The organism is Shewanella sp. MM_2022_3 (genome assembly GCF_022557375.1).
Lineage (GTDB): Bacteria > Pseudomonadota > Gammaproteobacteria > Enterobacterales > Shewanellaceae > Shewanella > Shewanella xiamenensis.
On the sequence record NZ_JAKZGV010000033.1, the window covers coordinates 1 to 24739 of the forward strand.

The 24739-nt window shown below is 43.8% G+C and carries 18 protein-coding genes, 1 other RNA gene, 1 pseudogene and 1 CRISPR repeat array; of the genes and pseudogenes, 8 read left to right on the forward strand and 12 right to left on the reverse strand.

Annotation, left to right across the window (positions count from 1 at the left end):
• Positions 1–493 precede the first annotated feature (493 nt).
• Positions 494–2965 (forward strand): TonB-dependent receptor, encoded by a 2472-nt coding sequence (locus MMG82_RS15135; protein ID WP_172591653.1) that lies wholly within the window; start codon positions 494–496, stop codon positions 2963–2965.
• A 67-nt stretch (positions 2966–3032) separates the two neighbouring features.
• Here MMG82_RS15135 and MMG82_RS15140 read toward each other — a convergent pair whose 3' ends face one another.
• The 5 genes and pseudogenes from MMG82_RS15140 to MMG82_RS15160 form a co-directional block, all read right to left on the reverse strand.
• Positions 3033–4802, reverse strand: coding sequence for a monovalent cation:proton antiporter-2 (CPA2) family protein (locus MMG82_RS15140; RefSeq protein ID WP_241407042.1), 1770 nt, complete (start codon positions 4800–4802; stop codon positions 3033–3035).
• A gap of 222 nt (positions 4803–5024) precedes the next feature.
• A complete protein-coding gene (locus MMG82_RS15145; protein ID WP_241407043.1) occupies positions 5025–6764 on the reverse strand; it encodes a GGDEF domain-containing protein in 1740 nt (579 codons plus the stop codon).
• 48 nt (positions 6765–6812) lie between these two features.
• A complete protein-coding gene (locus tag MMG82_RS15150) occupies positions 6813–7028 on the reverse strand; it encodes a hypothetical protein (RefSeq protein WP_037425540.1) in 216 nt (71 codons plus the stop codon).
• Between the two features lie 93 nt (positions 7029–7121).
• Positions 7122–7328, reverse strand: a pseudogene (locus MMG82_RS15155) (hypothetical protein); the annotation flags it as partial.
• Positions 7329–7372: 44 nt separating this feature from the next.
• A complete protein-coding gene (locus tag MMG82_RS15160; RefSeq protein ID WP_241407044.1) occupies positions 7373–8164 on the reverse strand; it encodes an SAM-dependent methyltransferase in 792 nt (263 codons plus the stop codon).
• Between the two features lie 406 nt (positions 8165–8570).
• On the opposite strand from MMG82_RS15160, the gene bamE reads away from it, so the two are divergent.
• Entirely contained in the window at positions 8571–9062 is a 492-nt protein-coding gene (gene bamE / locus MMG82_RS15165) for an outer membrane protein assembly factor BamE (protein ID WP_037416135.1), read from the forward strand.
• A gap of 77 nt (positions 9063–9139) precedes the next feature.
• Here bamE and MMG82_RS15170 read toward each other — a convergent pair whose 3' ends face one another.
• Both MMG82_RS15170 and MMG82_RS15175 read right to left on the reverse strand, forming a co-directional pair.
• Positions 9140–9475, reverse strand: a complete 336-nt coding sequence (locus MMG82_RS15170; protein WP_037415988.1) for an RnfH family protein — start codon at positions 9473–9475, stop codon at positions 9140–9142.
• Entirely contained in the window at positions 9465–9902 is a 438-nt protein-coding gene (locus MMG82_RS15175) for a type II toxin-antitoxin system RatA family toxin (RefSeq protein ID WP_011623526.1), read from the reverse strand. Before MMG82_RS15175 ends, MMG82_RS15170 begins: the two co-directional genes overlap by 11 nt.
• A 255-nt stretch (positions 9903–10157) precedes the next feature.
• Here MMG82_RS15175 and smpB point away from each other — a divergent pair, with 255 nt between their 5' ends.
• From smpB to MMG82_RS15190, 3 genes are all read left to right on the forward strand, one after another.
• A complete protein-coding gene (smpB, locus tag MMG82_RS15180) occupies positions 10158–10649 on the forward strand; it encodes an SsrA-binding protein SmpB (protein ID WP_011071661.1) in 492 nt (163 codons plus the stop codon).
• Positions 10650–10721: 72 nt separating this feature from the next.
• Positions 10722–11076: a transfer-messenger RNA gene (ssrA, locus tag MMG82_RS15185) on the forward strand.
• A 184-nt stretch (positions 11077–11260) separates the two neighbouring features.
• Positions 11261–12505 (forward strand): integrase domain-containing protein, encoded by a 1245-nt coding sequence (locus MMG82_RS15190; RefSeq protein ID WP_241407045.1) that lies wholly within the window; start codon positions 11261–11263, stop codon positions 12503–12505.
• Positions 12506–12642: 137 nt separating this feature from the next.
• Here MMG82_RS15190 and MMG82_RS15195 read toward each other — a convergent pair whose 3' ends face one another.
• Positions 12643–13542 carry a LysR substrate-binding domain-containing protein gene (locus MMG82_RS15195; protein ID WP_037415844.1) on the reverse strand — a complete coding sequence of 300 codons (900 nt, stop codon included), beginning with the start codon at positions 13540–13542 and terminating at the stop codon, positions 12643–12645.
• A 118-nt stretch (positions 13543–13660) separates the two neighbouring features.
• On the opposite strand from MMG82_RS15195, the gene MMG82_RS15200 reads away from it, so the two are divergent.
• The gene (locus tag MMG82_RS15200) at positions 13661–15430 is read left to right on the forward strand and encodes a flavocytochrome c (RefSeq protein ID WP_241407046.1); all 1770 of its coding nucleotides are present in this window, start codon (positions 13661–13663) and stop codon (positions 15428–15430) included.
• Positions 15431–15570: 140 nt separating this feature from the next.
• On the opposite strand, the gene MMG82_RS15205 is transcribed toward MMG82_RS15200, so the two are convergent.
• Positions 15571–15828: a helix-turn-helix transcriptional regulator gene (locus MMG82_RS15205; protein ID WP_203432020.1), complete on the reverse strand. Its 258-nt coding sequence runs from the start codon at positions 15826–15828 to the stop codon at positions 15571–15573.
• A 196-nt stretch (positions 15829–16024) separates the two neighbouring features.
• Here MMG82_RS15205 and MMG82_RS15210 point away from each other — a divergent pair, with 196 nt between their 5' ends.
• Both MMG82_RS15210 and MMG82_RS15215 read left to right on the forward strand, forming a co-directional pair.
• Complete coding sequence (locus tag MMG82_RS15210; protein WP_241407047.1) at positions 16025–16216, forward strand: hypothetical protein; 192 nt, start codon at positions 16025–16027, stop codon at positions 16214–16216.
• 124 nt (positions 16217–16340) lie between these two features.
• Entirely contained in the window at positions 16341–16661 is a 321-nt protein-coding gene (locus MMG82_RS15215) for a hypothetical protein (RefSeq protein ID WP_144375450.1), read from the forward strand.
• 93 nt (positions 16662–16754) lie between these two features.
• Here the strand turns inward: MMG82_RS15215 and MMG82_RS15220 are convergent, their stop codons facing one another.
• The 3 genes from MMG82_RS15220 to csy3 form a co-directional block, all read right to left on the reverse strand.
• Positions 16755–17624, reverse strand: coding sequence for a hypothetical protein (locus tag MMG82_RS15220; protein ID WP_241407048.1), 870 nt, complete (start codon positions 17622–17624; stop codon positions 16755–16757).
• A gap of 161 nt (positions 17625–17785) precedes the next feature.
• A CRISPR array of direct repeats spans positions 17786–22913; the repeat unit is 28 nt; unit sequence TTTCTAAGCTGCCTGTAAGGCAGTGAAC.
• Between the two features lie 155 nt (positions 22914–23068).
• On the reverse strand, positions 23069–23707 hold the full coding sequence (gene cas6f, locus MMG82_RS15225) for a type I-F CRISPR-associated endoribonuclease Cas6/Csy4 (protein WP_241407049.1): 639 nt from the start codon (positions 23705–23707) through the stop codon (positions 23069–23071).
• Between the two features lie 9 nt (positions 23708–23716).
• Positions 23717–24736, reverse strand: a complete 1020-nt coding sequence (gene csy3 / locus MMG82_RS15230) for a type I-F CRISPR-associated protein Csy3 (RefSeq protein WP_241407050.1) — start codon at positions 24734–24736, stop codon at positions 23717–23719.
• Positions 24737–24739: the final 3 nt, after the last annotated feature.

Sequence of the window (24739 nt, forward strand, 5' to 3'; positions counted from 1 at the left end):
AAATTACACAATGAAAATTAATATATACACCACTTTTACCTTATTCGACCTAAGTAGAAAACAGACAGCGTTTTGAACTCCACCTTAAGGAAAGCGAGTAAAACCAACAAAAACAACAAGTTAACAAAATTGAAACACCACGCAAATTTAAACACTCGTTTAAATGTTACGTTTACGTAAACAGTAATTAGGATAGGATGAGAGTGATAGGGATCACGGGTTATGTTTCTCGATCAAAAAGCCGAGTCGATGTGGTTAACCCAAAAAATAAATCACTTTTTTATAAAAAAAATGAAACAAATTAGAAATCTGGCTAAGAGTTGCTTCAAGTTGCGCGCCTAGTGGCGGCAAAACTCACCACAGGATTAATCCACAAACCGTTAATCATACGTAAAGATGACAAACATTTAACTCCCAAGACCTATCAATCAAAGGTTGCAATGGTTATGAAAATCATTATCATTCGCGACCATTCTGTTTGGGGGAACTTTATATGTCAGTATCACAACCTATATTTCGTTTATCACTTATTGCACTCGCCTGCCTCAGTGCTTTACCACATACCGCTTTTGCCGATGACACACCCTCTGCTCGCGATCAAAACATCGAACGCATAACGGTCTACGGCAGACAAAACTCCGTAGTGAAAAACTCTGGGCTTGCGACTAAGTCAGATATGTCCTTGATGGAAACCCCTGCGGCGGTAGTTATCGTTGACCAAGAGCTGATTAACAGCCAAGGAGTCGACAATCTTCAAGACTTAATTCGTAATATCAGCGGGGTGACTCAAGCAGGCAATAACTACGGCATTGGGGATAACTTGGTGATTCGCGGCCTCGGTGCAAACTACACCTATGACGGCATGTATGGCGGAGCTGGCCTTGGTAACACCTTTAACCCCACTCGCTCTTTAACCAATGTGGAATCCGTTGAGGTCTTAAAAGGCCCAGCAACAGGACTCTACGGCATGGGCAGCGCGGGCGGTGTGATCAACCTGATTGAAAAGAAACCGCAATTTGAGTCCAAACACAAATTCACCACTGAAGTTGGCCAGTGGGATACTTACTCGCTCGCCATCGATAGCACGGGTGGAATCACCGATGATCTTGCTTATCGTTTAGTTGCCAAAACCGCCCGCAGTGAAGGCTACCGTGATTTAGGCGCCGATCGTGATGAAGTGTTCGGCTCACTCAAGTGGGTATTAAGTGATAGCCAAGATCTGATGCTATCCGGCGCGTATATCAAAGACGCCATTGCCGTTGACTCCATCGGCCATCCAATTCGCATCTACAATGCCGATTCAGTCGGCGGCAAAACCGCAGGCGAAGTCACTTGGCAAGATTTGATAAACGATCCTAAAGGGCTGGGCATACAACTGACTGACGAGCAGCGTCAGCAATTGGCGGCATCACTCGCCAGTGGTGATGGCTTAACTCCCTATTCGTTCGGTGACGCGGGATTAATTTCTCCCATGGCAAAAGATAATGAAGGTGAAGAATTAAGATTCAAGCTAACCCACAATATCTACTTTACCGATAATCTGTTCCTCAACCAGCAGTTGCAATATCGCGACTACACCACAGGTTTTGCCCGCCAAACAGGGGCTTATAACTATGTGTATTGGAAGCGTAAAATCAAGATTGGTGGCGTACCGACTGATGTGATTAACGAAGATCCCCGCGCGCCACTGGTTGAAAATGGTGTGCTCTATCCCTTTGCCGCCAGACGTCAGGAATACCGCCAACTCGATGCCGAAGAAACCTCATGGCAGTATTTTGCTGATCTGCGCTATGACTTCCAAATCGGCAATATCGACAACGAATTGCTGGTGAATGCTAACTACGAAGACCGCGATATTCGCCTCGAGCAATTCTCGATTTACGATGCGGACCAAGTCATTAAAAACAAACAAGGCGAAGTGATTTATCGTGGTTCGCTACCGTACATTTACGATATCCGCAATCCAAATTGGGGAACGGGTAAATTTGAGGACTACGATCCGCTCAAAACCGCCAACTACAATAAAAAAGTCAGCGCTTGGGGCTTAGGCGTGCAACATGTAGGCTATTTAGGTTATGGCTTTACCACCCGTGTTGGCGTGGCCTTTAACGAAATCAAACAGAGCTATGAGCACTTAGGTGTGGATGAGCGCTACAGCGCGAGTCAAGCGAGCCCCACTCCAGAGGAAGATAGCAAAGATAACGGCGTGACCTACAACTTGGGCTTAACTTATATGCCCATTGATGATTTATCATTTTTCGTCAATCACTCAAAGGGCCGCACCGCCTATAGCATTTTAGGTTCTATCACGGGGGAAAATACCGACCGCGAAGACTCAGAATCCGTTAGTAACGATCTCGGCATGCGCTTTAAAGCCTTTGATGATCAAATGTTGGCATCACTAGTGTTCTTTAAAAGCTCACGCACTAATGTGCCTTACAACAACCCAGACTATAACGCTGGCGTGTCAGGTGCCGATGTGCCCGTGTACTTTTACGATGGTAGCGAAGATACCCAAGGGGTCGAGTTAGATCTCAATGCCCACTTAAACGATAACTGGCGCATCAACCTCAACGGCATGTATCAGGATGCGAGGGATAAACAAAACCCGAATGACAAAGCCAACTACGACACCCGCCAAAAAGGTGTACCCTATGTTACCGCCAGTGCTTGGGTAACCTATGGTGCAGACTGGTTTGCCTTATCCAGCCCAATTGAGCTGAGTTTAGGCGCCAAGTATGTGGATGATAGAAGCACGCACTCAAGCTCATTTGGTATCCCAGATGGTTATGTGCCTAGCTACACCTTAGTGGATTCTGCCATCAGCTATGCCACCGACTCCTGGAAGTTACAATTGAATATCAACAACCTATTCAATAAAGACTATTACAGCAAAGCCATGTTCCTCGGCGGCATGCCAGGCGAAGAGCGTAATGTGAAACTGCAATATAGCTACAGTTTCTAAGCGTTTTCCTTAAGCCCATAAACAACAAGAGAGCCCATCGGCTCTCTTGTTGTTTTAGCTGGCAGGCTTAACTGACATTCTCCCGGTCGCCACGCATCAGCGACTCCAGCTCAGCTTTACCCTTATTGGATAAATCAATCAGTTTTGCTAAATCATGCTGATGGGCAGCACTGGCGATCACCAGCTTTTTATCGTGCTCGGCAAAAATCTTCACCCTTTCATTGGCTTGTACCTGTGATAAGCCTAAGCCCTGCAAAATCTTCTCACTGGCAGACAAAGCCGAACCAAAGGTTTCACGGAACACATCGGTCACCCCAAGGCTCATTAATCGATAGGCATGGTTACGGTCCCGCGCCCGAGCGACGATATTGATATGGGGGAAATGGGTTTTCACCTGCTGGGCAATTTCAATCGAATCCTCAACATTATCAACAGCCAGCAGCAACAGGCGCGAGCGTGCAATCCCCGCCGACATCAACATATCTAAACGTCTGGCATCGCCAAAATAGACCTCACCACCGTATTTGCGGATCACATCCACATGGCTGGCATCCTTATCTAACGCCACAAATGGAATACCCGATGACGCTAAAATCCGCCCAGTGATCTGCCCTACCCGCCCAAATCCGGCAATGACCACCTCGGATTCAGTCACATTAATGGTATCGGGTAAACGAGTATCCACCACCTTAGGTTTAGTGGCTCTAAAAAGCGTGAAAATCATCGGTGTGACTGCCATGGATAAACCGATGGCGAGCACTAAGATTTGGGCGATTTTATCATCCACTATGCTGGATAATTGCGCCTGCGATAACAGCACAAAGGCAAACTCACCGCCCTCTGCCAAGATAAGCCCTAGGGCAATACTCGGGCGCCATGTATGGTGCCGTAAACGGCCTAGCAGCATTAGCACGAGAGTCTTAATCAGCAGCATGCCCAGCAAAATCGCGAGGATAAGTAAGGGATCGGTTAAAAACAGCTTGAGATCCATACTCATGCCGACCGCCATAAAAAACAGCCCAAGCAGTAAGCCCTTAAAAGGCTCGATATCGGTTTCGAGCTGATGTCGGTAGCTGGAGTTCGCCAGCATAATCCCAGCTAAAAATGCCCCCATACCCGCCGATAGCCCCAGCCACTCCATCAATTCGGCGCTGCCCATCACCAGCAATAATGCAAAGGCGGTTAACACTTCACGAACCCCGCTGCTGGCGACAAGCTTAAGTACCCGCGGCAACAGATATTTGCCCACTAACACAAAGCCAACTAAGGCCACACAGGTCCAATACCATGGCACCGCATGGTGCTCAATCTGGGCCGAATTAGGTGCAAGGTAAGCGGTCAAGAGCAACATGGGGATCACGGCCAGATCTTGCATTAACAACACACCAAAGGCATCGCGGCCCAGCGGGGTGGTCAGTAGTCTATGTTCGCTCATCAACTGCACCGCAAAAGCCGTCGATGACAAGGATAACGCCGCGCCAACCACTAATGCTGCCTGAATGGATAAGCCAAATCCCCAGGCTAAACCGCCTATTGCCGCCCAAGAAAGGAGTAACTGACCACTACCGAGACCAAAGATGGCGCTGCGCAGCTCCCATAACTTACTCGGATTGAGTTCAAGCCCAAGCACAAACAGCATCAGTACCACACCCAGCTCGGCAAAATGCAGCACGGCGGCGGGATCAGACACCAGCGCCATGCCGCCAGGCCCTAAAATCACCCCAGCAGCGAGATAAGACAGAATCGGTCCTGCGCCAAAACGTTTGCCCAAGGGTACAAAAATCACCGCGGCCAATAAAAATAACAGTACAGAAGTGAGCAGACTCGACTCTTCCATTAGGGCTCCACAACGTTAACGAAAGGCAAAAATAGGGGTATAGCCTTAAGCAAAAAAGCTTCGGCTACCGCTGGCAATCATACTCTAGTTAGGCAGGAAAAAGTGTGAAAAATTGACCTAAAAATCATCGAGAAAACGCAAGAAATAACCGAAAAAGCGAAAGAGGAAAACCGTGTTACATTAACCTAAACAGTCAGTTACATAGGCAATACAACTCGTATCCTACTGCCTTGCCAACTGACTGGTAATATTGGTGGCGCGTTTATCGGAGGCTAAAGCGTCCTCATAACAGAATACACTGTTACGACCATTCGATTTTGCGGCATACAGTGCCATATCGGCACGGTGTAGTAGAGGGTCTAGGCTTAAGTCTTCTGTTGTCATGCCGCTAACCCCAAAGCTCGCGGTGATAGTAAATTTATGCCCTGACAGATGCGTATCAATGGCTTCAATTCGGCTTCGGCATTGTTCGGCAACTTCCATCCCCTTAGATTCATTGGCGTAAGGCAAGAATAGTGCAAATTCCTCACCGCCAATCCGGGCAAACACATCACCATTGCGAACATGGGGTTTTAATACTTCCACGACTTTTTTCAGCGCCCAGTCACCCGTTCCATGGCCGTAGGAATCATTAATCCGTTTAAAATGGTCCAAGTCGAATAAAATCACACAAAAATCGCCCCCTCGGGCAGCGGCTTGCACAAACAAGTTTTCGCCAAGATCTTGCCCCGCACCACGGTTAAGCACGCCCGTCAGCGCATCCATTCTGGCCATGCGCATAAAACGCCGTTTTTGCAAATTGCCCACGACTAACAAAATCGCGAGGAAAAACAGCCCGCCAACTAATATGGTGATAAACATCAGCATATTAGTGTACTCACGCTCTTTTACCGTTTGCTGGGCGATATAAAGTTCACGCTCTTTATTCAGCAAGTTGATTTCACGCGCCTGCTCATCGGCATTAAACTTAGCCGCTTGATAAGCAAGGGTTTTCATCCTCGACTCATCAAAAATCAGTTGATTATAATGTTGCTCTTTTCTGGAGTATTCATAGGCTTGCTCAAATTGCTGTTTTTGAGCATAAATCTTAGCGAGTACACCTGATGCACCGTGCTTAAGCTCTGTATTGCTAGAATCATCTAAAAGATTCATCACATATTGAGCATGTAACTCAGCTTTCGTAAAATCTTGCAACAACAAATAAGCTTCACTGAGCAACTCATGTACACTATTAATCTCCAGCTCAAAATTAAATGATTCATACCCCTTTAGAGAATCTAATAAGTAAGAAATAGCAAGCTGTGGCTCATTCAATCTAAGACTCGATTCTCCCATACCTTTTAATGCAATATTCGCAATTAGTGGGTAACCACTGGATTCACAATAACTACGAGTAAACTTAAATTCATCAAATGCTTGCGAATAAGACTTTGACTCTAACTGATGAACGGATAAATATAGTTTAGATATACAAACATCTTTAGCATCACTTGGAGAGGCGAGAGCAAGCGCTTTAGCTGCATATTTAGCAACCTCTTCAGTGACCCCCATCGCAGTATATAAACTAGCCAAACGCAAATATGAAGCGCGCTTAAGGTTAATATCATCAATTCGATCGATTAGCCCAAGACTCTTTCCCATCACTTTAAATGCATCATTGAAATGGTGCAGAGCAATATAGGCTGTTGCCTCATAACTATATGCAGAAAATAACATTTCAGAGTCTTTGAGTAAGGCTTCTGCTTGGCCCAATAACTCAATAGCAGTTTGATATTGTCCTGAATAAATAGAAGCTGCACCTTTAAAGAGCAAAACTCGTCCCTGCTGTAAGCGAGACATAGAACCAAATTCAGATTCAATTGTTTTAATTAGGTTTATAGCAGCAGGTAAATCAGAATGTTGTAATGTTTCAATCTTAGTTAGCGTTTCATCATAATTTGTAGTTGAAGCAATCAAGGGCATACAAAGTATGCTCAAGATTGCCAAAATGAAAACACTAAAAAACTTCAATTAATCACCATTACCATGTGAAATAACAAGGTAAGATTGATAGCTACTATCACCACTTAACGTTTTGAGCTTTTCCATATCACCAGTCATTACAGCATTAATTTCTACATCAGTTAATCCATGAGCACGCATCACTGCCTCTGGATTCTGTTTATAGTCTTCCATTAACAGCGCATCTTGACTGAGTTGGGTAAAAAAATCCGATAATGCAGACATGCTTACTCCTTTATTAGCTTAAATAATACCGACTCTAGAAAGACCTAACTTTGAGTCAACAGAACTTATAACATTTTCGTGGTATTCAGAACGGTTACCATGGTTAACTAACACGAAGAATTGATAATCTCCATCTCCGTTCAGACTTTTGAGTTTTTTCATATCCCCCGTCATGACAGCAGTAATTTCATCAATACTTAAACCATAGGCAAGCATAATCACCTGTGGATTCTGTTTATAGTCTTCCATTAACTGCGCATCTTGGCCTAACTGGGTAAAAAAATCCGATAATGCAGACATGTTTTCTCCTTATTGTTAATAATGACTCAGTATCACACTTCAATTTAGCCCAAATCTTCGGGACCGATCCCTAACTTAGCCAAAATAGCATAGTTGTACTCCAGCTTTTTTGCTGGCGGAATTAACAACGTACTAATCGGCGTTAAGTGTGCTTGGGGTAAATTCGCTAAAGGTAAACGCTCGATACGCGGGGCTTGGATTGGCAAATTGGCCGCTTCGTATATGACCACCTCATGCTCGAGCGGATACCATTGGTTTAGCTGCTCCACGAGGATCTGCAACCTATCACTCGAGGTATGAAATTGGGTTAAGGTATGCTCGCCCGCAATCGCGATTTGCCAGAGTAATAAGTGGGTCGTGGGATCCGGCACATGGTTGAAAAACATGAACTGGCTCGCTTCAAAGCTTTGATGCCCAGAGTTGCCAGGGTCAATCCCTAAGTCTGCCCACAGGCAAGCTTCGGCCGAAATCCCCGGCTCCATTTTAGCCGAAAACCCTTCGGCCTTGGCACGAGTGATCGCCATATGGGATACACAGGCAAATACCCCCGGATGACCATAGAGTGCACACACGGTTTTTTTACCCGCTCTCACCGCATCTAGAATGGCATTAACCATTTGCTCGTAGGTGTCTCGGCGATTTTTAACTTCCCCATTTTGGGCATAAAACTGCTGCAAATTGATGACATTCTGGTTGAGCTTCGTCAACCAACGCTGCGAGAAACCGTCGGGTAAGAGTGAAAATACAATATCGGCATGTTCAATATAGCTGCGGCTTAATACGCTAATTTGCCCCGCGAGCTGTAACCCCGTACCCACACAAACGAGTGATCCCAATGGTCTCTCCTAAAAAGGCGATCTCGGCGGATTAATACATAAATTCAAGCGCTGAAATAACGCTCTCTAAAACCAATACCATCGCTAAGATCATCAACACAAAAAACTTTCACAACTCTACCCACATTCAGCTAACAATGCCACAGCACAATACTGCATTTGGTAAAATTTTCTGACCTAATTAACGCCCTACACGGTACATATAAAACAAAAAGCGATACAGGTAACAATCGCCGTAAATCAGTGTTCATTATAAAAATCTTCACACACAGAGAACTAAAGCTAGCCGCTTAGGTCGAAAACTCACACAATTGCAACGATAAGCGCCGCAACGCCCAATTACCCTTGTCATAGGGGGGACAGCTTGGGTATGATGGCCGCCAGATTTTCAGAAGTAGCGCATACAATGATCAATAAAAAGCAAAGTCTTACCCTGCTGAGTGCCATTGCGCTCTCAGTTTCGCTCAGTGCCTGTAGCGTGTTTGATTGGCTGATCTATAAGCCCGATATTCCGCAAGGCAACTACATGGAACCGCAACAGGTTGAAAAGTTGCGTATCGACATGACCAAAGAGCAGGCCGAATACATTCTTGGTCGCCCAGTATTGCGCGACAGCTTTGCCGATGACACTTGGTATTATGTGTACCACTATAAGAGTGGCCGTGATGCGAGCATTACCCACAAAGAACTGATCCTGCACTTTACTGGCAACAAATTAAGCTTAGTGAAGGGCGACTATGAATTAAGCCCAGAGTTTAATACGCCGCTTGAGCAAAGTAAGTTGCCGATGGTAAACACCGCAGAATCTGCGCCGCAGGTGCCAGCACAGCGCCCAGATGAAAAGCCATTAGTGAAAGAAAATCAAACAGAAGCGCAAGTTCAAAAGCCAATCAAGTAAGTACACTGGTTTAACACTTGCCTTAAAAACAAAAAGCGCCCATGGCGCTTTTTTTGTGTGCTGGTGTTGCAGACAGATTAAGACACCCGTCCACCGGTCACTTTATTGGCACGACCTTCATCCTTGGCCTTATCGGCACGGCGACGGCGCACATCCTTAGGATCGGCAATCAACGGGCGATAAATCTCCACTCGCTGCCCAGGTAAAATCACTTGGTCATGCTTAATCACATTGCTAAACACCCCAAGCTTTACCGTTTCTAAATCAATCTCAGGGAAAAAACTCACCATATTGCTCTGACGCACTATGTCAATCGCGCTCGTGCCGGGCAATACGCTAACCGAAATCACCTTCTGCTGAGTCGGCAGCGCATAAATAACATCGACGACGAACTTATCTGCTTCATTTGTCACTGTAAATTACCTTAGCGCGGCTGGTAAATGCCGTCACCATTGACACCATAAGATCATTAAACACTTTACCAAAAGCCATATCGACCAATGAGCTGGAAAACTCGAAATTTAAATCGAACTCCACCTTACAGGCATCTTCAGTCAACTCGGTAAAACGCCACTGGCCGAATAAGTGTTTAAAAGGCCCATTTTCAAGTCTTAACTCGATACTCTTTCCCGGCACCACCTGATTGCGCGTGGTAAAGGTCTTACGGATCCCCGCCTTACTCACATCGACCGAGGCCACCATGGTTTTACCATCAAACTCAAGCACTTTACCGCCAACACAACCGGGTAAAAACTCTTTGTACGACTCAACATCATTGACTAAATCATACATTTGCATCGCACTAAAACGAACTAACACACTTCGAGAAATTTGCGGCATAAAGCTTGGCACTCTCAATCTAAGTAAACACGCTGTCTCAAGCGAACTCCGCGCGCCCTAATCTCTAGGGAAGCTAACAAAAATTGGTTTGGATTCTACCACGATACTTAAAAAACGCACCCCTCACATATCCCTATGATGACACCGCCAAAACCGTATAAAAAACCAGCAACAAACTAATGAAGGCTTGAAATAGCTCAAATAAACCCTTATATCCATTTCAAATTGATTCACCGTGCGTATAATGGCGCCACTATGGTAAAGAAAAACTCAAAAAAAGCCGCGCCTGCGACAATCGCACGTAATAAGCGCGCAACCTTCGAATACCGTTTCGAAGAAAAAATGGAAGCCGGCCTGTCCCTCATGGGATGGGAAGTGAAGTCTATCCGCATGGGCAAAGTGAACCTATCGGACTGCTACGTCTTCTTAAAAAATGGCGAAGCCTTTATGCACGGCTGTACCATTATTCCGCTCAATACTGCCTCCACTCATGTGGTGTGCGACCCGATTAGACTGAAGAAATTGCTCTTAAGTCGTAAAGAGTTAGACAAATTAGCCGGTCTTGTTGAGCGCCAAGGCTACTCGATTATCCCTATCTCCATGTACTGGCGTAAAGGGGCTTGGGTCAAAGTGGAAATCGGCCTAGGTAAAGGTAAAAAAGACCACGACAAGCGTGAAGATACTAAAGCGCGCGAATGGGAAGTCGAAAAAGCCCGCGTAATGAAAAAGGAAAAAACGCGCGGATAATGAACAAACGATTGAACTTGCAGCAAATGATACTAGGTTATCTTTACGCTACGAGTTACAATCTACTTTCTTGGGGGCGATTCTGGATTCGACAGGATTCACGAAACCCTGGGAGCATGCCGAGGGGCGGTTGGCCTCGTTAAAAGCCGCAAAGTTATAGTTGCAAACGACGATAACTACGCTCTAGCCGCTTAATGCCGCTAGCCATCTACCACACGCTTCGCACATGGGCAGTGGATTTGATGGTCATCTCACATCGTGCTAGCGAGGGAACCCTGTCCGGGGGTGAACCGCGAAACAGTACCGGACTCACCGTTTGGGATCCTGTCTTTCGGAGTTCAAACGGTTAAACAATAGAAAGACTAAGCATGTAGCGCCTTGGATGTAGGTTTTCTGGACGCGGGTTCAAGTCCCGCCGCCTCCACCAAATATAAGAACGAAGACGTCTCAGGACGTCTTTTTTCTTGCCTTTAGTAAATTAAAATCAATAAGTTACAATCCGTTACTATCCATAGACGTCCATTAACTGCCATATACTCTGGTATTCCAAATGGTATTCCAAGCGAAATATCGCTATTATTTGGAATACCAAAACGGTTTGGAGATAGTCTATGTGTGCCAGAGCGACTCGTCTTAGTGATAAGGAAATCAAATCGATCAAACCCGATGACAAGGATAAGGTCTTATCGGATGGGGACGGACTGCAACTCAGAGTCAGATGTAATGGGTCTAAACTCTGGAACTTTAACTATCGTCATCCCACTACCAAAGCGCGTATCAATATTGGATTGGGTACTTACCCCGAAATATCTTTAGCTCAAGCAAGGCAATTGACTCTCGAAAATCGAGCATTGGTTGCTCAAGGAATTGATCCCAAAGAGCATCGAAGCCAAAAGCGATTAGAAGAACAAAGTATTACCGAACATACCTTGTTTAATGTCGCATCTCAGTGGATTGAGACCAAAAAACACAGTGTAACAGCTGATTACGCAACAGATATATGGCGCTCATTTGAGCGTCACGTATTCCCCAAACTAAAAGATATGCCCATATCAAAAATCACATCACCGATGATTATTGAGCTTTTTCGCCCTATTGAGGCTTCAGGCAGTTTGGAAACAGTGAAAAGGCTCACTCAACGCCTAAATGAAGTCATGGTATTTGCTGTTAACTGCGGCCTAATTTTTGCCAATCCGCTTGTTGGAGTAAAAGCCGGTTTCAAAAAACCGGTAAAAGAAAATATGGCAACCCTAAAACCTGAAGAATTACCTGAGCTCATGTTAGCCCTAGCAAATGCCTCTATCAAACGCACTACTCGTTGCCTAATTGAATGGCAATTACACACTATGACTAGACCTTCTGAAGCCGCTTCGACACGTTGGGATGAGTTTAATTTCGAAGAAAAAACTTGGACTATTCCAGCTGAGAAAATGAAAAAAAGACGAGTTCACACAATCCCACTGACAGAGCAAATGTTGGCACTTCTTGAGACAATGAAGCCCATTAGTGGACATCGGCCTTATGTTTTCCCTTCAGATCGCAATCCTCTAGAGCACTGCAATAGCCAAACTGCAAATATGGCATTAAAACGTATGGGGTTTGCAAACCGGCTTGTCAGTCATGGCTTACGATCTCTAGCCAGTACAACATTAAATGAACAGGGTTTTGAACCAGATTTGATTGAATCGGCATTAGCACACGTAGACTCAAATCAAGTTAGAACTGCATATAACAGGACAGACTTTTTGGAAAGAAGACGCCCGATGATGAGCTGGTGGAGTGGACATATAGAAGAAGCCTCGAAAGGGTCTCTATCTGCATCAAGCTTTAAAGGATTTAAAGTTGTAAATAGCTAAATAAAAACACCGCGAGCTCGGTTAACAAAAACATCAATCGAGCTCATAAATGCTATGAGCATTGCTTACATTAAATAGTATAAAAATATCTTAGCGTTCTAATCTCAAAAAACTACAAAATTATGACATCAAACTCATTAAGACTTAACTGATTTAGCAAAACCCAAAATGGTTTGATATAGCTTAAATGTTGATTCATCCTGCATATGCTCATAAGTACTGACAAGATGATAAGCGGGAGATTTATGTTTTGGCATATATATATCAAATGGCTTAATCAAACGTCCATTAGCCAACTCTTTTGAGACTAAAATTCGATTCACATAAGCAATACCAGCACCTTGAATTGCAGCTTCTATTGCTTGAATAGAGTTTTGAAAGATAAGTTTACTCTGGCTCGATTTTCGCTCTACTCCAAAATACTGCATGACAATATCCCATTGAACTAAACGGTTGTTGGTAAAAATCAAAGTATGTTTATCGACAATCTCCTGATTAAAGCTAAGAACATCAGAATTAAAATAATTAGGATGGCATACCGGGATCATTTCTTCATGAAATAAAAAAACTGAGTAGAGATTATCCCAAGAGTCGTAGCCATAACGTATTGCCAGATCTAAATCACACTTAGAAAATTCAAGGTAATCTAATGTATCAATAAATTCAACACTACGATTAAGCTCTTTTAGCTTGTTATCTACTAACCTTGGTAGAAGCCAATTCTTTAATAATGATGGAGGTATAGCTATTTTGATTTTTGGCTTACTCCCTTCAATACCCAGGTCAACCGTAGCTTCTTCCATATTTTGCAAAATCATGGATATTCTAGAATAATATCTTAAACCACAATAAGTTAGAGTAACCTTCCTACTACCTCTTTCAAATACTTTTTTACCAATAAAATCTTCTAACGTACTTATCTGATGGCTAATTGCACCAGGCGTAACATTCAGTTCCATTGCAGCAAGTTTAAAACTTTGCAGTCTAGCTGCTGCCTCAAAATAAATAATCGATTTTATCGGAGGTATAACTCTCATGCCATCTCCTTGTGTTAAGTGAATTTTTCTATTCTGACAAATTAATTTTTTTGCTTTGTCAACATGCACCCCTGAAGCAATGATGAATGTGAATTAAAACACTAGAGAGGTAAGAGTAATGTTTAACACCAAGTTATTACCGTTAGCTATATCTGCTTTTTTTATATCAACATTTAGTTATGGACAAACGTTATCAGAATTCCATATTGATAATGGCAATAATTGCCAATCATGTCACACAAAGCCTATAAAGGTTGATGATGCAGAAAGTTATGAAAATAAGTCCTGTGAAAGTTGTCATGGTACTATGGATAAATTAGCTACTAAATCAAAAACAAAACTATCCCCACACCATAGCCACCTTATTGATGTGTCATGTACTAGTTGCCACTCAGGCCATAAACAACCGGTATTCGTCTGCCAAACTTGTCACGACTCTTTTAAAAATGAGTTCAAAATTCCCTTTTCTGATGACAAGCCCATTCTTGATAGTTATCAATTCCCTAAAGTTACTCAAGAAATGATTGATACAGCCCTTGCAAAAGCTCCAGTTGAACAACACCAAGTTGTTGTTATTGGAGGAGGCGCAGCAGGACATGCTGCGGCTATTTCAGCGAGGCAACATGGTGTTTCAGATGTCGTTATTCTTGAAAAGCAACCCTATATAGGTGGGAATAGCATGTTAGCCGCAGGCGGAATGTCTGCCGCAGAAACAATCACACAAGCCCTTAAAAATTATCCTGACAGTAAAGCACTGTGGTACGAAGATACAATGAAAGGTGGACATAACATAAACAACCCCGATCTCGTTAAAATCTTGACAGAAAACGGCAGCGCTGGGGTTGATTGGCTACAAGCAATGGGAGCAGATTTAACGTCTGCATCAAGTGCTGGAGGGCATAATGCTGAGCGTTTACATAGGCCTACAGGTGGGGCGAAATCAGGTCCTGAAATTGTTAACACCCTAAAGGAAACAGCAAAGAAACTCGGGATTGAAACGCGTACAAATAGTAAAGTCATCCAGCTAGTACAAGATAAACAAGGGGTTGTCACTGGCGTCCTTGTTCAAGGAAAACACTCGAAACTACATATACTTGGAGCTAAAGCAGTCATTATTGCTTCAGGCGGTTTTGCTCGAAATAATGAACTAGTGGCAAAATATCGCCCAGATTTGAAAGGAGTCGATGCAACAAACAATCCTGGTAACGTAGGAGATGCGCTAACTTTTGCCCCCAAAGCAGGTGCAGAGGTTGTTGATATAAAAGAAATTCAAGCCTTTCCAACGGCAGCAGCAGGGAAAATGGTTATTTCAGGGACTGCACGAGGTGCCGGAGCAATCATGTTAAATAATGATGGTGACCGGTTCTGTGATGAAATGGGGCCAAGAGATAAGGTGTCTGAATGTATTTGGGCACAAGAAGGTAAGGATGCTTGGTTAGTTTTTGATGAAACCGTCTTGGATAGACTAGGCCAACTACGTGGAATGTTGGATTTAGGTATTATTTTTAAAGGCAACTCAGCAGATGAAATAGCTAAAGCAACTAAAATGAATGCTCAAAAATTTGACCACGCAATTAAACGTTATAACGATTTTAAAATGAAGGGAAAAGATGCAGACTTTGGCCGTAAAAATATGGCAGATGATCTTCAATACCCAATTTATGCGGTCAAAATTAAACCCGCCGTCCATCACACTATGGGAGGCTTAAAAATTAACGCGAAAACTGAAGTCATCGATCACAATGGCTTACCAATAAAAGGTCTCTTTGCTGCGGGAGAAGTGACAGGAGGAGTTCATGGTGCAAATAGATTGGCAGGGAATGCAATTGCTGACACCATAGTATTTGGACGAATAGCAGGTGAGCAAGTAGCCAATTCGATTAAGTAATCAACCTTGTTTTAATGCCCCCTTCTCTTAGAAGGGGGTTATTGTCCTTATTATACCTTCCTATTTCTCGAATATAGCTTCTGACCTAGATTTAAGTAGACCATAACTACCATCAGACTTAGGTAGTAAGTTTTTTATTTTTAATCTTCTCTTCGTGTGCCATAAAGTCTTTCAGCCGTTATCCAAAGGTCTGAGGGGTGACAATTTAGCGCTTGGGCAAGTTTCCACACTGAAGCGATAGATGCCTTAGCCACACCACGCTCAACACTTGATACAAATGATCTGGCAAGTTCAGCTTTATCAGCTAGTTCCTCTTGGTTAAACCCCACCTCAACACGACGTAACTTAACCGCTCGGCCGAAGGCCATCCCCATCTTTAACACTTCATCATCATTCACTTGAGAACTCCAGGGCATTGAATACTGGATAATTCTCAAGCACAGGCTATAGACAAACCACGCCATAAAGAATACATTTAGACCTGTATAGTTGTCATTTTGATATTTAAGGTCTAAAAAATGCTTCTATTATAAGTAAGCATATTCTTTCAAGACCGGTGATGTCGTTAAACACAATTTTTAAAAGGAGTTATACATGTCTGTCGTAAAAACCATGTCAATCATAGGAATGGTGTTTTTCCCTTTATGCCTCATTCTAGCCTCTGCATTTGCAGAAGTTGATTTAGAAGCTTCTGCCGGATGGGGGATATTTTCAGCATTATACGGGATTGGATACTCAATCACCGTTTTCGTCCAAACCAAAAAGCTCACTAATAGTGCCACGTAATGATTCATCTACTCCCGTTGAAAAAGCAAAGGGCGTGAGTCTAGAACATTGAAAATCAAAAAGGTTTAAAACAAATTGATAGAGTTCAACGATACTCTGACATACAGTAAAAAGTGTGGTTTATATGATAAAAACATTGGTTATTTTAGCTTTAACTTTGATGATTTTTGGCTGTGGAAACTCGCAGCCTAACATTGAAATTACTTACGAATATCAAACAACATTTGGCTATACGTATCCAAGTATCAACGTCAAAGCGATTAGCGATACTGTAACGATAAACAAAGTCATCATTAACAGGGGAAATTGTGGCGGCACCGTAATGTCGGGACTCCCTAAATTACTTAAATTTGGAGAATCGATTTCAGTGATAGCCAATGGTGATTGTGATGTAAAACAAGTCGATGTGCTTACCGATGATGGCGATTGGTCTGTTACTTTTTGATTTGGATTATAAAAATGCATTACAACACCATATGTCCCCCGTAAGAGCATTTACTAATTGAAGAGCCAGGAAGTTGCACACCTTCGTAGCTTCCTATCTATCAGTGACATAAAGATGTGTTTGGCAGTCTGGACAGGGGTTAACCTTATTACGAATACCCATAAACATTTTGCCGCAACCCAGGCACTGGCATTTGAGCTGTTGATGTGCAGGGATAGATAAAACATGGCTTTCGGTAGTTAATTCTTTCAGTGCCTTATTGATATCTTCATCTCTCTTAGCAATACACGCCTTCTCTCGGGGATGATAATACCAATCTTTAGCCTTGATACTTGTTTGAAGCCAGCCTAATAACTGGGCTCTGGCGGTTCCAAGTTTCCCTGCTTCGACCATCGGCTGATGATAAAAAAACGTTGATAAAGCATCGATATTGAGTGTTGCTACACCAGTATTCAACTCATGTAATAATCGTCTTTCGAGTTGGCATTTGCGCCCTCGGTATTCCAAATAGATCACTAGAGAGGCTTTATTGAATTCATATAAAGCATCAACTTTATGCCCGCAAAAATCAGCGTCTACCGTAAGATTTACATCCGCAGTGAATTTTAACTCCTGCTCTTTAGATACCTTAACTTCGGGAGGATACTTTTCTCGCAAAACCTTTGGCACACTAACAGGCTTAAGATATTCAGGTAACTTGAGCGATGCGCCTTCCCGCAGCAATTGATGGATCATCATTCTCACTGAAACTTCAAAAGAAAATTCGCAATCAACAATGTCTGCTTTAGGTGTATTTCTGGTGTGGTGGGTAAAGTGCCATTCTCGCTCATCTCCCTGATGGGCGGACAAAGGCAAATGACAAGAAGGGCAAATACAACCACAGGCAAGCCCCCGCTCGACCTCTGCAACATCTTTCCACTCGCCAGTGGTTTTATCCTGCCCGAAAGGTACACCTAATTTCATCTCAGCCATCCTTGTTTAAATCAGCCCAATCCGCTAACACTGACTTGCATCAAAAAAACATTGAATCAATATATGTAGACGTATAAAAAGCCCTCACCCAAAAGGCTTAATGTTGTTAGGCTACATCAACGAAGAACAAATCAAATTTTTGCTGTTATTGATTTCTAAGCTGCCTGTAAGGCAGTGAACTGGCAAAAAATGCTGAATTTGCCTCACGTACTTTTCTAAGCTGCCTGTAAGGCAGTGAACATAGACGCGATCGCTCGCCGCACCTTTCAAGTTTTCTAAGCTGCCTGTAAGGCAGTGAACATGGCCCAATCGGCCAAGGATGCGGGATTGACTTTCTAAGCTGCCTGTAAGGCAGTGAACCTTTTGAAGATGATATTACCCGCTTCTTGGAATTTCTAAGCTGCCTGTAAGGCAGTGAACTGGGCTTTTAAGGTGTCACGTTCGCGCTGTACTTTCTAAGCTGCCTGTAAGGCAGTGAACCGCACCATCAACTAGCTCAACTGGCTTTTTGTTTTCTAAGCTGCCTGTAAGGCAGTGAACTTGCGCCTGAAACAGTTGTGCAATCAGTTATGTTTCTAAGCTGCCTGTAAGGCAGTGAACTGATTGGCGTTGCGGCTTACTTTACGGCCAAATTTCTAAGCTGCCTGTAAGGCAGTGAACACAACAACGTCTGTTGTAAGTTTTCCTTGGGCTTTCTAAGCTGCCTGTAAGGCAGTGAACTGCTGCATCGAGCTTGAAACGGTATTGGCGGTTTTCTAAGCTGCCTGTAAGGCAGTGAACTTGCCCAAGTATCGGCGCGGGTCGCTTTCGTTTTTCTAAGCTGCCTGTAAGGCAGTGAACAATATCTCAAGTTTTCTTCTAATGTTTCATTATTTCTAAGCTGCCTGTAAGGCAGTGAACTTGAGAATATTAAGTTAGTTACATTGTTAACTTTTCTAAGCTGCCTGTAAGGCAGTGAACGCAGCATTAAGACCCTTGAACGACTCTGACAATTTCTAAGCTGCCTGTAAGGCAGTGAACATGATAATCATCAAGGGGGAGTGAACGTAGATTTTCTAAGCTGCCTGTAAGGCAGTGAACTACCCAATCGCGGCGCAATCACCCAGCACACTTTTCTAAGCTGCCTGTGCGGCAGTGAACGCTTCTATATCGTCGGCAATTGAACTAGCCAATTTCTAAGCTGCCTGTGCGGCAGTGAACAAAAGCCGTCGGCGGCGCCCGCATCCTCGCGTTTTCTAAGCTGCCTGTGCGGCAGTGAACCATGGCCCAGGCTAAGGCGTGGGCATCGGTATTTTCTAAGCTGCCTGTGCGGCAGTGAACAACTCAGAAGATATCGATATCACTATCAACGTTTTCTAAGCTGCCTGTGCGGCAGTGAACAGCACAATGGTTGAGTTTAAATAAGACAGAGTTTTCTAAGCTGCCTGTGCGGCAGTGAACTTAACTAAGCGACCTGATTGGATTCGCCAATATTTCTAAGCTGCCTGTGCGGCAGTGAACACCACAGTGTGATGCTTAGCCATCAACGCATTTTTCTAAGCTGCCTGTGCGGCAGTGAACTACTATGTCAAATATCACTAGCTCACAATACTTTTCTAAGCTGCCTGTGCGGCAGTGAACGACTGACGACTTAATACTGACCTTACGCTTAATTTCTAAGCTGCCTGTGCGGCAGTGAACCATGTTTGCTGTCATTTTAGCAATCGCATCAATTTCTAAGCTGCCTGTGCGGCAGTGAACTCTTGATGCTGCTTGTTAAGCATATCTTCAATTTTCTAAGCTGCCTGTAAGGCAGTGAACTGGGAGCCAATAGCCACAGGGACTTTGAGCTTTTTCTAAGCTGCCTGTAAGGCAGTGAACTTGGAACGGCCTCGGATTGCGGCACCTGACTATTTCTAAGCTGCCTGTGCGGCAGTGAACAACGCTGGGAGGACAAATACTGGCGCTATGAATTTCTAAGCTGCCTGTAAGGCAGTGAACTATTGACTGCAACTACCTTCATAATTGCCCTATTTCTAAGCTGCCTGTAAGGCAGTGAACGAAGCCGGCAGCGAAGAAGTTTTTGCCCGCGCTTTCTAAGCTGCCTGTAAGGCAGTGAACTTTTGACGGTCTTTCCAAGTGCGTACGTAGTATTTCTAAGCTGCCTGTAAGGCAGTGAACGACGATAGTAAATACTCTGCTGGCGACTTCATTTTCTAAGCTGCCTGTAAGGCAGTGAACGGCTCTTAGATTCCCGCGCCGATACCGTGATTTTTCTAAGCTGCCTGTAAGGCAGTGAACCCTTTGTGGTGCACCGATGATAATTTTCATACTTTCTAAGCTGCCTGTAAGGCAGTGAACGCTTATAAATTGGCATTGAGGATTTGCCGTAATTTCTAAGCTGCCTGTAAGGCAGTGAACATGAAAGCTTACGATCCAGTTATTGCGGTAAATTTCTAAGCTGCCTGTAAGGCAGTGAACGAATACGCATATACCAAACACTAGGCTCAGCATTTCTAAGCTGCCTGTAAGGCAGTGAACTCCAGTATCAAATCGTTATATCGAAATTTAACTTTCTAAGCTGCCTGTAAGGCAGTGAACTGGGAGCCAATAGCCACAGGGACTTTGAGCTTTTTCTAAGCTGCCTGTAAGGCAGTGAACTGGCCGCTGGTGCTGATTCTGCTTTGGCTGCTTTTCTAAGCTGCCTGTAAGGCAGTGAACTCACAAGCTGACGTTATTCGCCGCTTAATTGATTTCTAAGCTGCCTGTAAGGCAGTGAACCTACGCGGTAAGTTACTTCTATGTCCCACTCTTTTCTAAGCTGCCTGTAAGGCAGTGAACATTGCGCTCATCGATGGCCAAAGGACTCTGACTTTCTAAGCTGCCTGTAAGGCAGTGAACTATCTCGATAGATGCGTATCACGAAAAGACTGTTTCTAAGCTGCCTGTAAGGCAGTGAACGACGGGCTGTTGATAGCTGAGCTACTGGTGTTTTTCTAAGCTGCCTGTAAGGCAGTGAACTTTGGTGCTTGCGTGTAAAAGACCTTTATCCATTTCTAAGCTGCCTGTAAGGCAGTGAACTTACGCAAAGGAGTATAGATATAAAAGTGGCATTTCTAAGCTGCCTGTAAGGCAGTGAACGCTGGCCGAGATCCGCGATTCCCGCGCTGATGTTTCTAAGCTGCCTGTAAGGCAGTGAACTAGCGAAGGGGATCTTCTTGAACTTCTCGACTTTTCTAAGCTGCCTGTAAGGCAGTGAACCAGTAAAGAAAAATATCACGGGGGCTTGTCATTTTCTAAGCTGCCTGTAAGGCAGTGAACAACGATTATTGAAACGGGTGATTCTTGGGTATTTTCTAAGCTGCCTGTAAGGCAGTGAACATCCTCGTTAGCTGAATTGGCTTTTTTCAATATTTCTAAGCTGCCTGTAAGGCAGTGAACCCTTGGCCGCAGCGTTAGCTGTGGCGGTTTTATTTCTAAGCTGCCTGTAAGGCAGTGAACCATGGGATCTTGCTATTGTCTTGGTCGCGAACTTTCTAAGCTGCCTGTAAGGCAGTGAACAACTTAATGGCATCTTTCTTGTCATTCTTATTTTTCTAAGCTGCCTGTAAGGCAGTGAACTTTCACCGGCTACACTTGATCAATGGCTCACTTTTCTAAGCTGCCTGTAAGGCAGTGAACTTGCTTTGTGACAGTGCCAGTTAGGCCAAGTATTTCTAAGCTGCCTGTAAGGCAGTGAACTACCACACTATAGAACCACCTATGTCATAGAGTTTCTAAGCTGCCTGTAAGGCAGTGAACCTAAGTTTGTTTATCCAGATGGCAGGGAGGTTTTTCTAAGCTGCCTGTAAGGCAGTGAACTGTAACCACTTCTTCCTGTCTTAAGGATAATTTTTCTAAGCTGCCTGTAAGGCAGTGAACTTACACCACTTTTAATCAGACTTTACCTAGGATTTCTAAGCTGCCTGTAAGGCAGTGAACAAGAAGTCCTCTTGATCCTTGGTGAGCTTCTTTTTCTAAGCTGCCTGTAAGGCAGTGAACAACTTACTCAGAATGCGTTGTTTGTGATGAGTTTTCTAAGCTGCCTGTAAGGCAGTGAACTGACGCCCGGAAGTGCGATCCGTCTTTCTTTATTTCTAAGCTGCCTGTAAGGCAGTGAACGGCCGAGTACCGAACCTGTAGCTACGCGCATTTTTCTAAGCTGCCTGTAAGGCAGTGAACCAGTCACCCGTTAAACACTCGGTTAGCGCACTTTTCTAAGCTGCCTGTAAGGCAGTGAACTTAAAGCGCTCTTTCGCCATGATAATAGTGTATTTCTAAGCTGCCTGTAAGGCAGTGAACATCAACTGTACCTCTTATCTAGCTAGATAAGATTTCTAAGCTGCCTGTAAGGCAGTGAACTTAATCATCGAGCCAATATTGCCCATTTGCGTTTTCTAAGCTGCCTGTAAGGCAGTGAACTGGTGCGTAAAGACACTGGTGAGTGCCAAGATTTTCTAAGCTGCCTGTAAGGCAGTGAACCTTTCACCGCATTTGCAACTGGCGCTATGACTTTTCTAAGCTGCCTGTAAGGCAGTGAACTTGGAAAGCAAACAGCAAAGAGCGAATCTAAATTTCTAAGCTGCCTGTAAGGCAGTGAACAATCACCCATTTCACAAACCGTTTTTGGTAATTTTCTAAGCTGCCTGTAAGGCAGTGAACCGTTTTGATGCGGTGAGCAGCCAGTTTAATACTTTCTAAGCTGCCTGTAAGGCAGTGAACGGCGACACGACTATTCGCACAGGCCAACGAATTTTCTAAGCTGCCTGTAAGGCAGTGAACAAAACTGGCCTCTGAAAAAGACGGTGATAAATTTTCTAAGCTGCCTGTAAGGCAGTGAACAATCCGTATTGTAACCACAGTCTCCTATTGGTTTTCTAAGCTGCCTGTAAGGCAGTGAACAGCAGCGGCGGCATCGTCGTCAGCTTTCTTAGTTTCTAAGCTGCCTGTAAGGCAGTGAACGCTTTGGCATATGCAGGAATGTTAGCAGGGTATTTCTAAGCTGCCTGTAAGGCAGTGAACCGCAAGGGCGGTAGTGATGGCCATTCTTGGAATTTCTAAGCTGCCTGTAAGGCAGTGAACGATTAAAGCCCCAAGTGATGGATCCACAATGTTTTCTAAGCTGCCTGTAAGGCAGTGAACTTTATGAAACGTTTAGCGCTGATAGCTTTAATTTTCTAAGCTGCCTGTAAGGCAGTGAACTATGTAGCCCGCGCGTTTATGTGGCTGGCATATTTCTAAGCTGCCTGTAAGGCAGTGAACAATAGACTAAATCAATAAAAATAAGTTACAACAGGCAGTTAGGATAAAAATCACTTTTTTACCTTATTAAAAACCACCCATTGTAACTTGTTGTATTTAAGCTATATTTTTAAAGAGCAAAAAATAAAAGGTTAAAGCTTACCTTTTCGTTCAATTTAAAAGTGCGGTACGGTAGCCAATACTGACTGTCCATTCGCTTTGCTACTCAAGCCATAGCAATCGAAGCACCCATCTTGTGATGTGCTTTGCTGCTGCATCTGAATAAACAGCGGAAACTTGTTGTTTTTTTCTGGTGAGCGTTGCTTGGTTTGCTGGCTATGCAAGTAAATAAACGGCAAAGAGCACAATGCTGTCGGCTTGCTTTGTTGCAAATCCGCTAAACATTCCACCAGCGGTTTACCGGATTTTGCTGCCCATAGTGCGGCTTTTTGCTGCATATCCCGCTCTATTCGTTCGGGCGATTTCACCTGCTTGCGTACAAAGCTTACGTAAGTTACATCGCTTGGTACAGGTTTGATCCCTTTGATGTGCACATAGTCTTCTAAGCGAGTTAGCCATCGGTGGATATCCAACTTTTCCAATGTCGTTTGCTCTTTAGCAAATAGGCGTAACTTATTGCCGAGCGGAAATTGCGCTTGGCGATAATCAGGAAAACCGACCGCAACGAGCGATTGATTGCTCGCCACTTTGTGCTCCACCAAAGCAATGTGCACTTGTTGAAAGACGTTTTGCCAAATGTAGCCAAGGTTAACTTCTTGGTCTGGCAAAAGTTGAAGCTCAGTATAAAAATTCATAGTGGCTCCTTAATTGTCTGCATCGCCATCGCCTGCACTTTCACCAAACACACCGCCACGGATTAACATTGCTGCTACAAAGTGCTTATTATATGACACCGGTTGAACACTATCGTCAGCTTCGTTCAACCAGGCTAACAATAAGGTTTTGAAGTCATTACGACTCGAACGATATGCAACACCACGTTGTGTCACTGTCCCATACGCTTCAACTGCGATAGGGCTAGTTGCATTTGGATACCAGTCGTCAATAGTTCTAAGTGCGTTACCTATTTTCTCGCAGTGCATTGCTGCTTGGCCATTCAAGTTGAACAAATGTCGACTCTTAGAACCTTTGGGTGAATTCAAAACCATTTCTTGAGAAGGCCAAACTCGTTGCTGATCACCTAATTGAACAAACGCATTTATTTTTAATAATATATTTTGAGCGCCACTCAAACCTTGGTGAATTAAATTTGCTAGCACTGCTAGTTGGGGGTTATCGCTGGTTGTTTGATGTAATGAAAAGTCATAAGCGTTAAATACAAGCGGATTTTCAAGACTTGGATGAGAAACAATTATTTTAACCCCTAAAGCGCCTACACGATTACGCCATAAAAATCGACCATTAGCGATGTTATAAGCATAACGGTTTGCCAGTTCACCTAACCCTGTTTCTACATAAGCAGAAATCTTTTCTCTGTATCTAGCTTCAAAATTTGTATCATTACAAACTGATGGTTTCGTGAGCCCGGCTATAACGCGTAAACTAAAACTGACCTTTAACGTATCTTGATTTTCATTTAACGCGGCATCATCTCCCCACGATAGATTTGCTTCTGTTATTTGTTTTTGTAATTCTTCTTCATCATTTAGCACTTCCTGACTAAAGTTACTTTTTACTGCTCGATTACGGCGCTCAAAAAGCTTTATCGGAGCCCACTTTTTGTCATCACCCGTGTCACACCAACACCCAGAAAACATCAACGCATCAGAGGGTTCTAATTTACGATCAAAAGCTAAAACGCTGGGTACATTTGAAATTGTCATTTT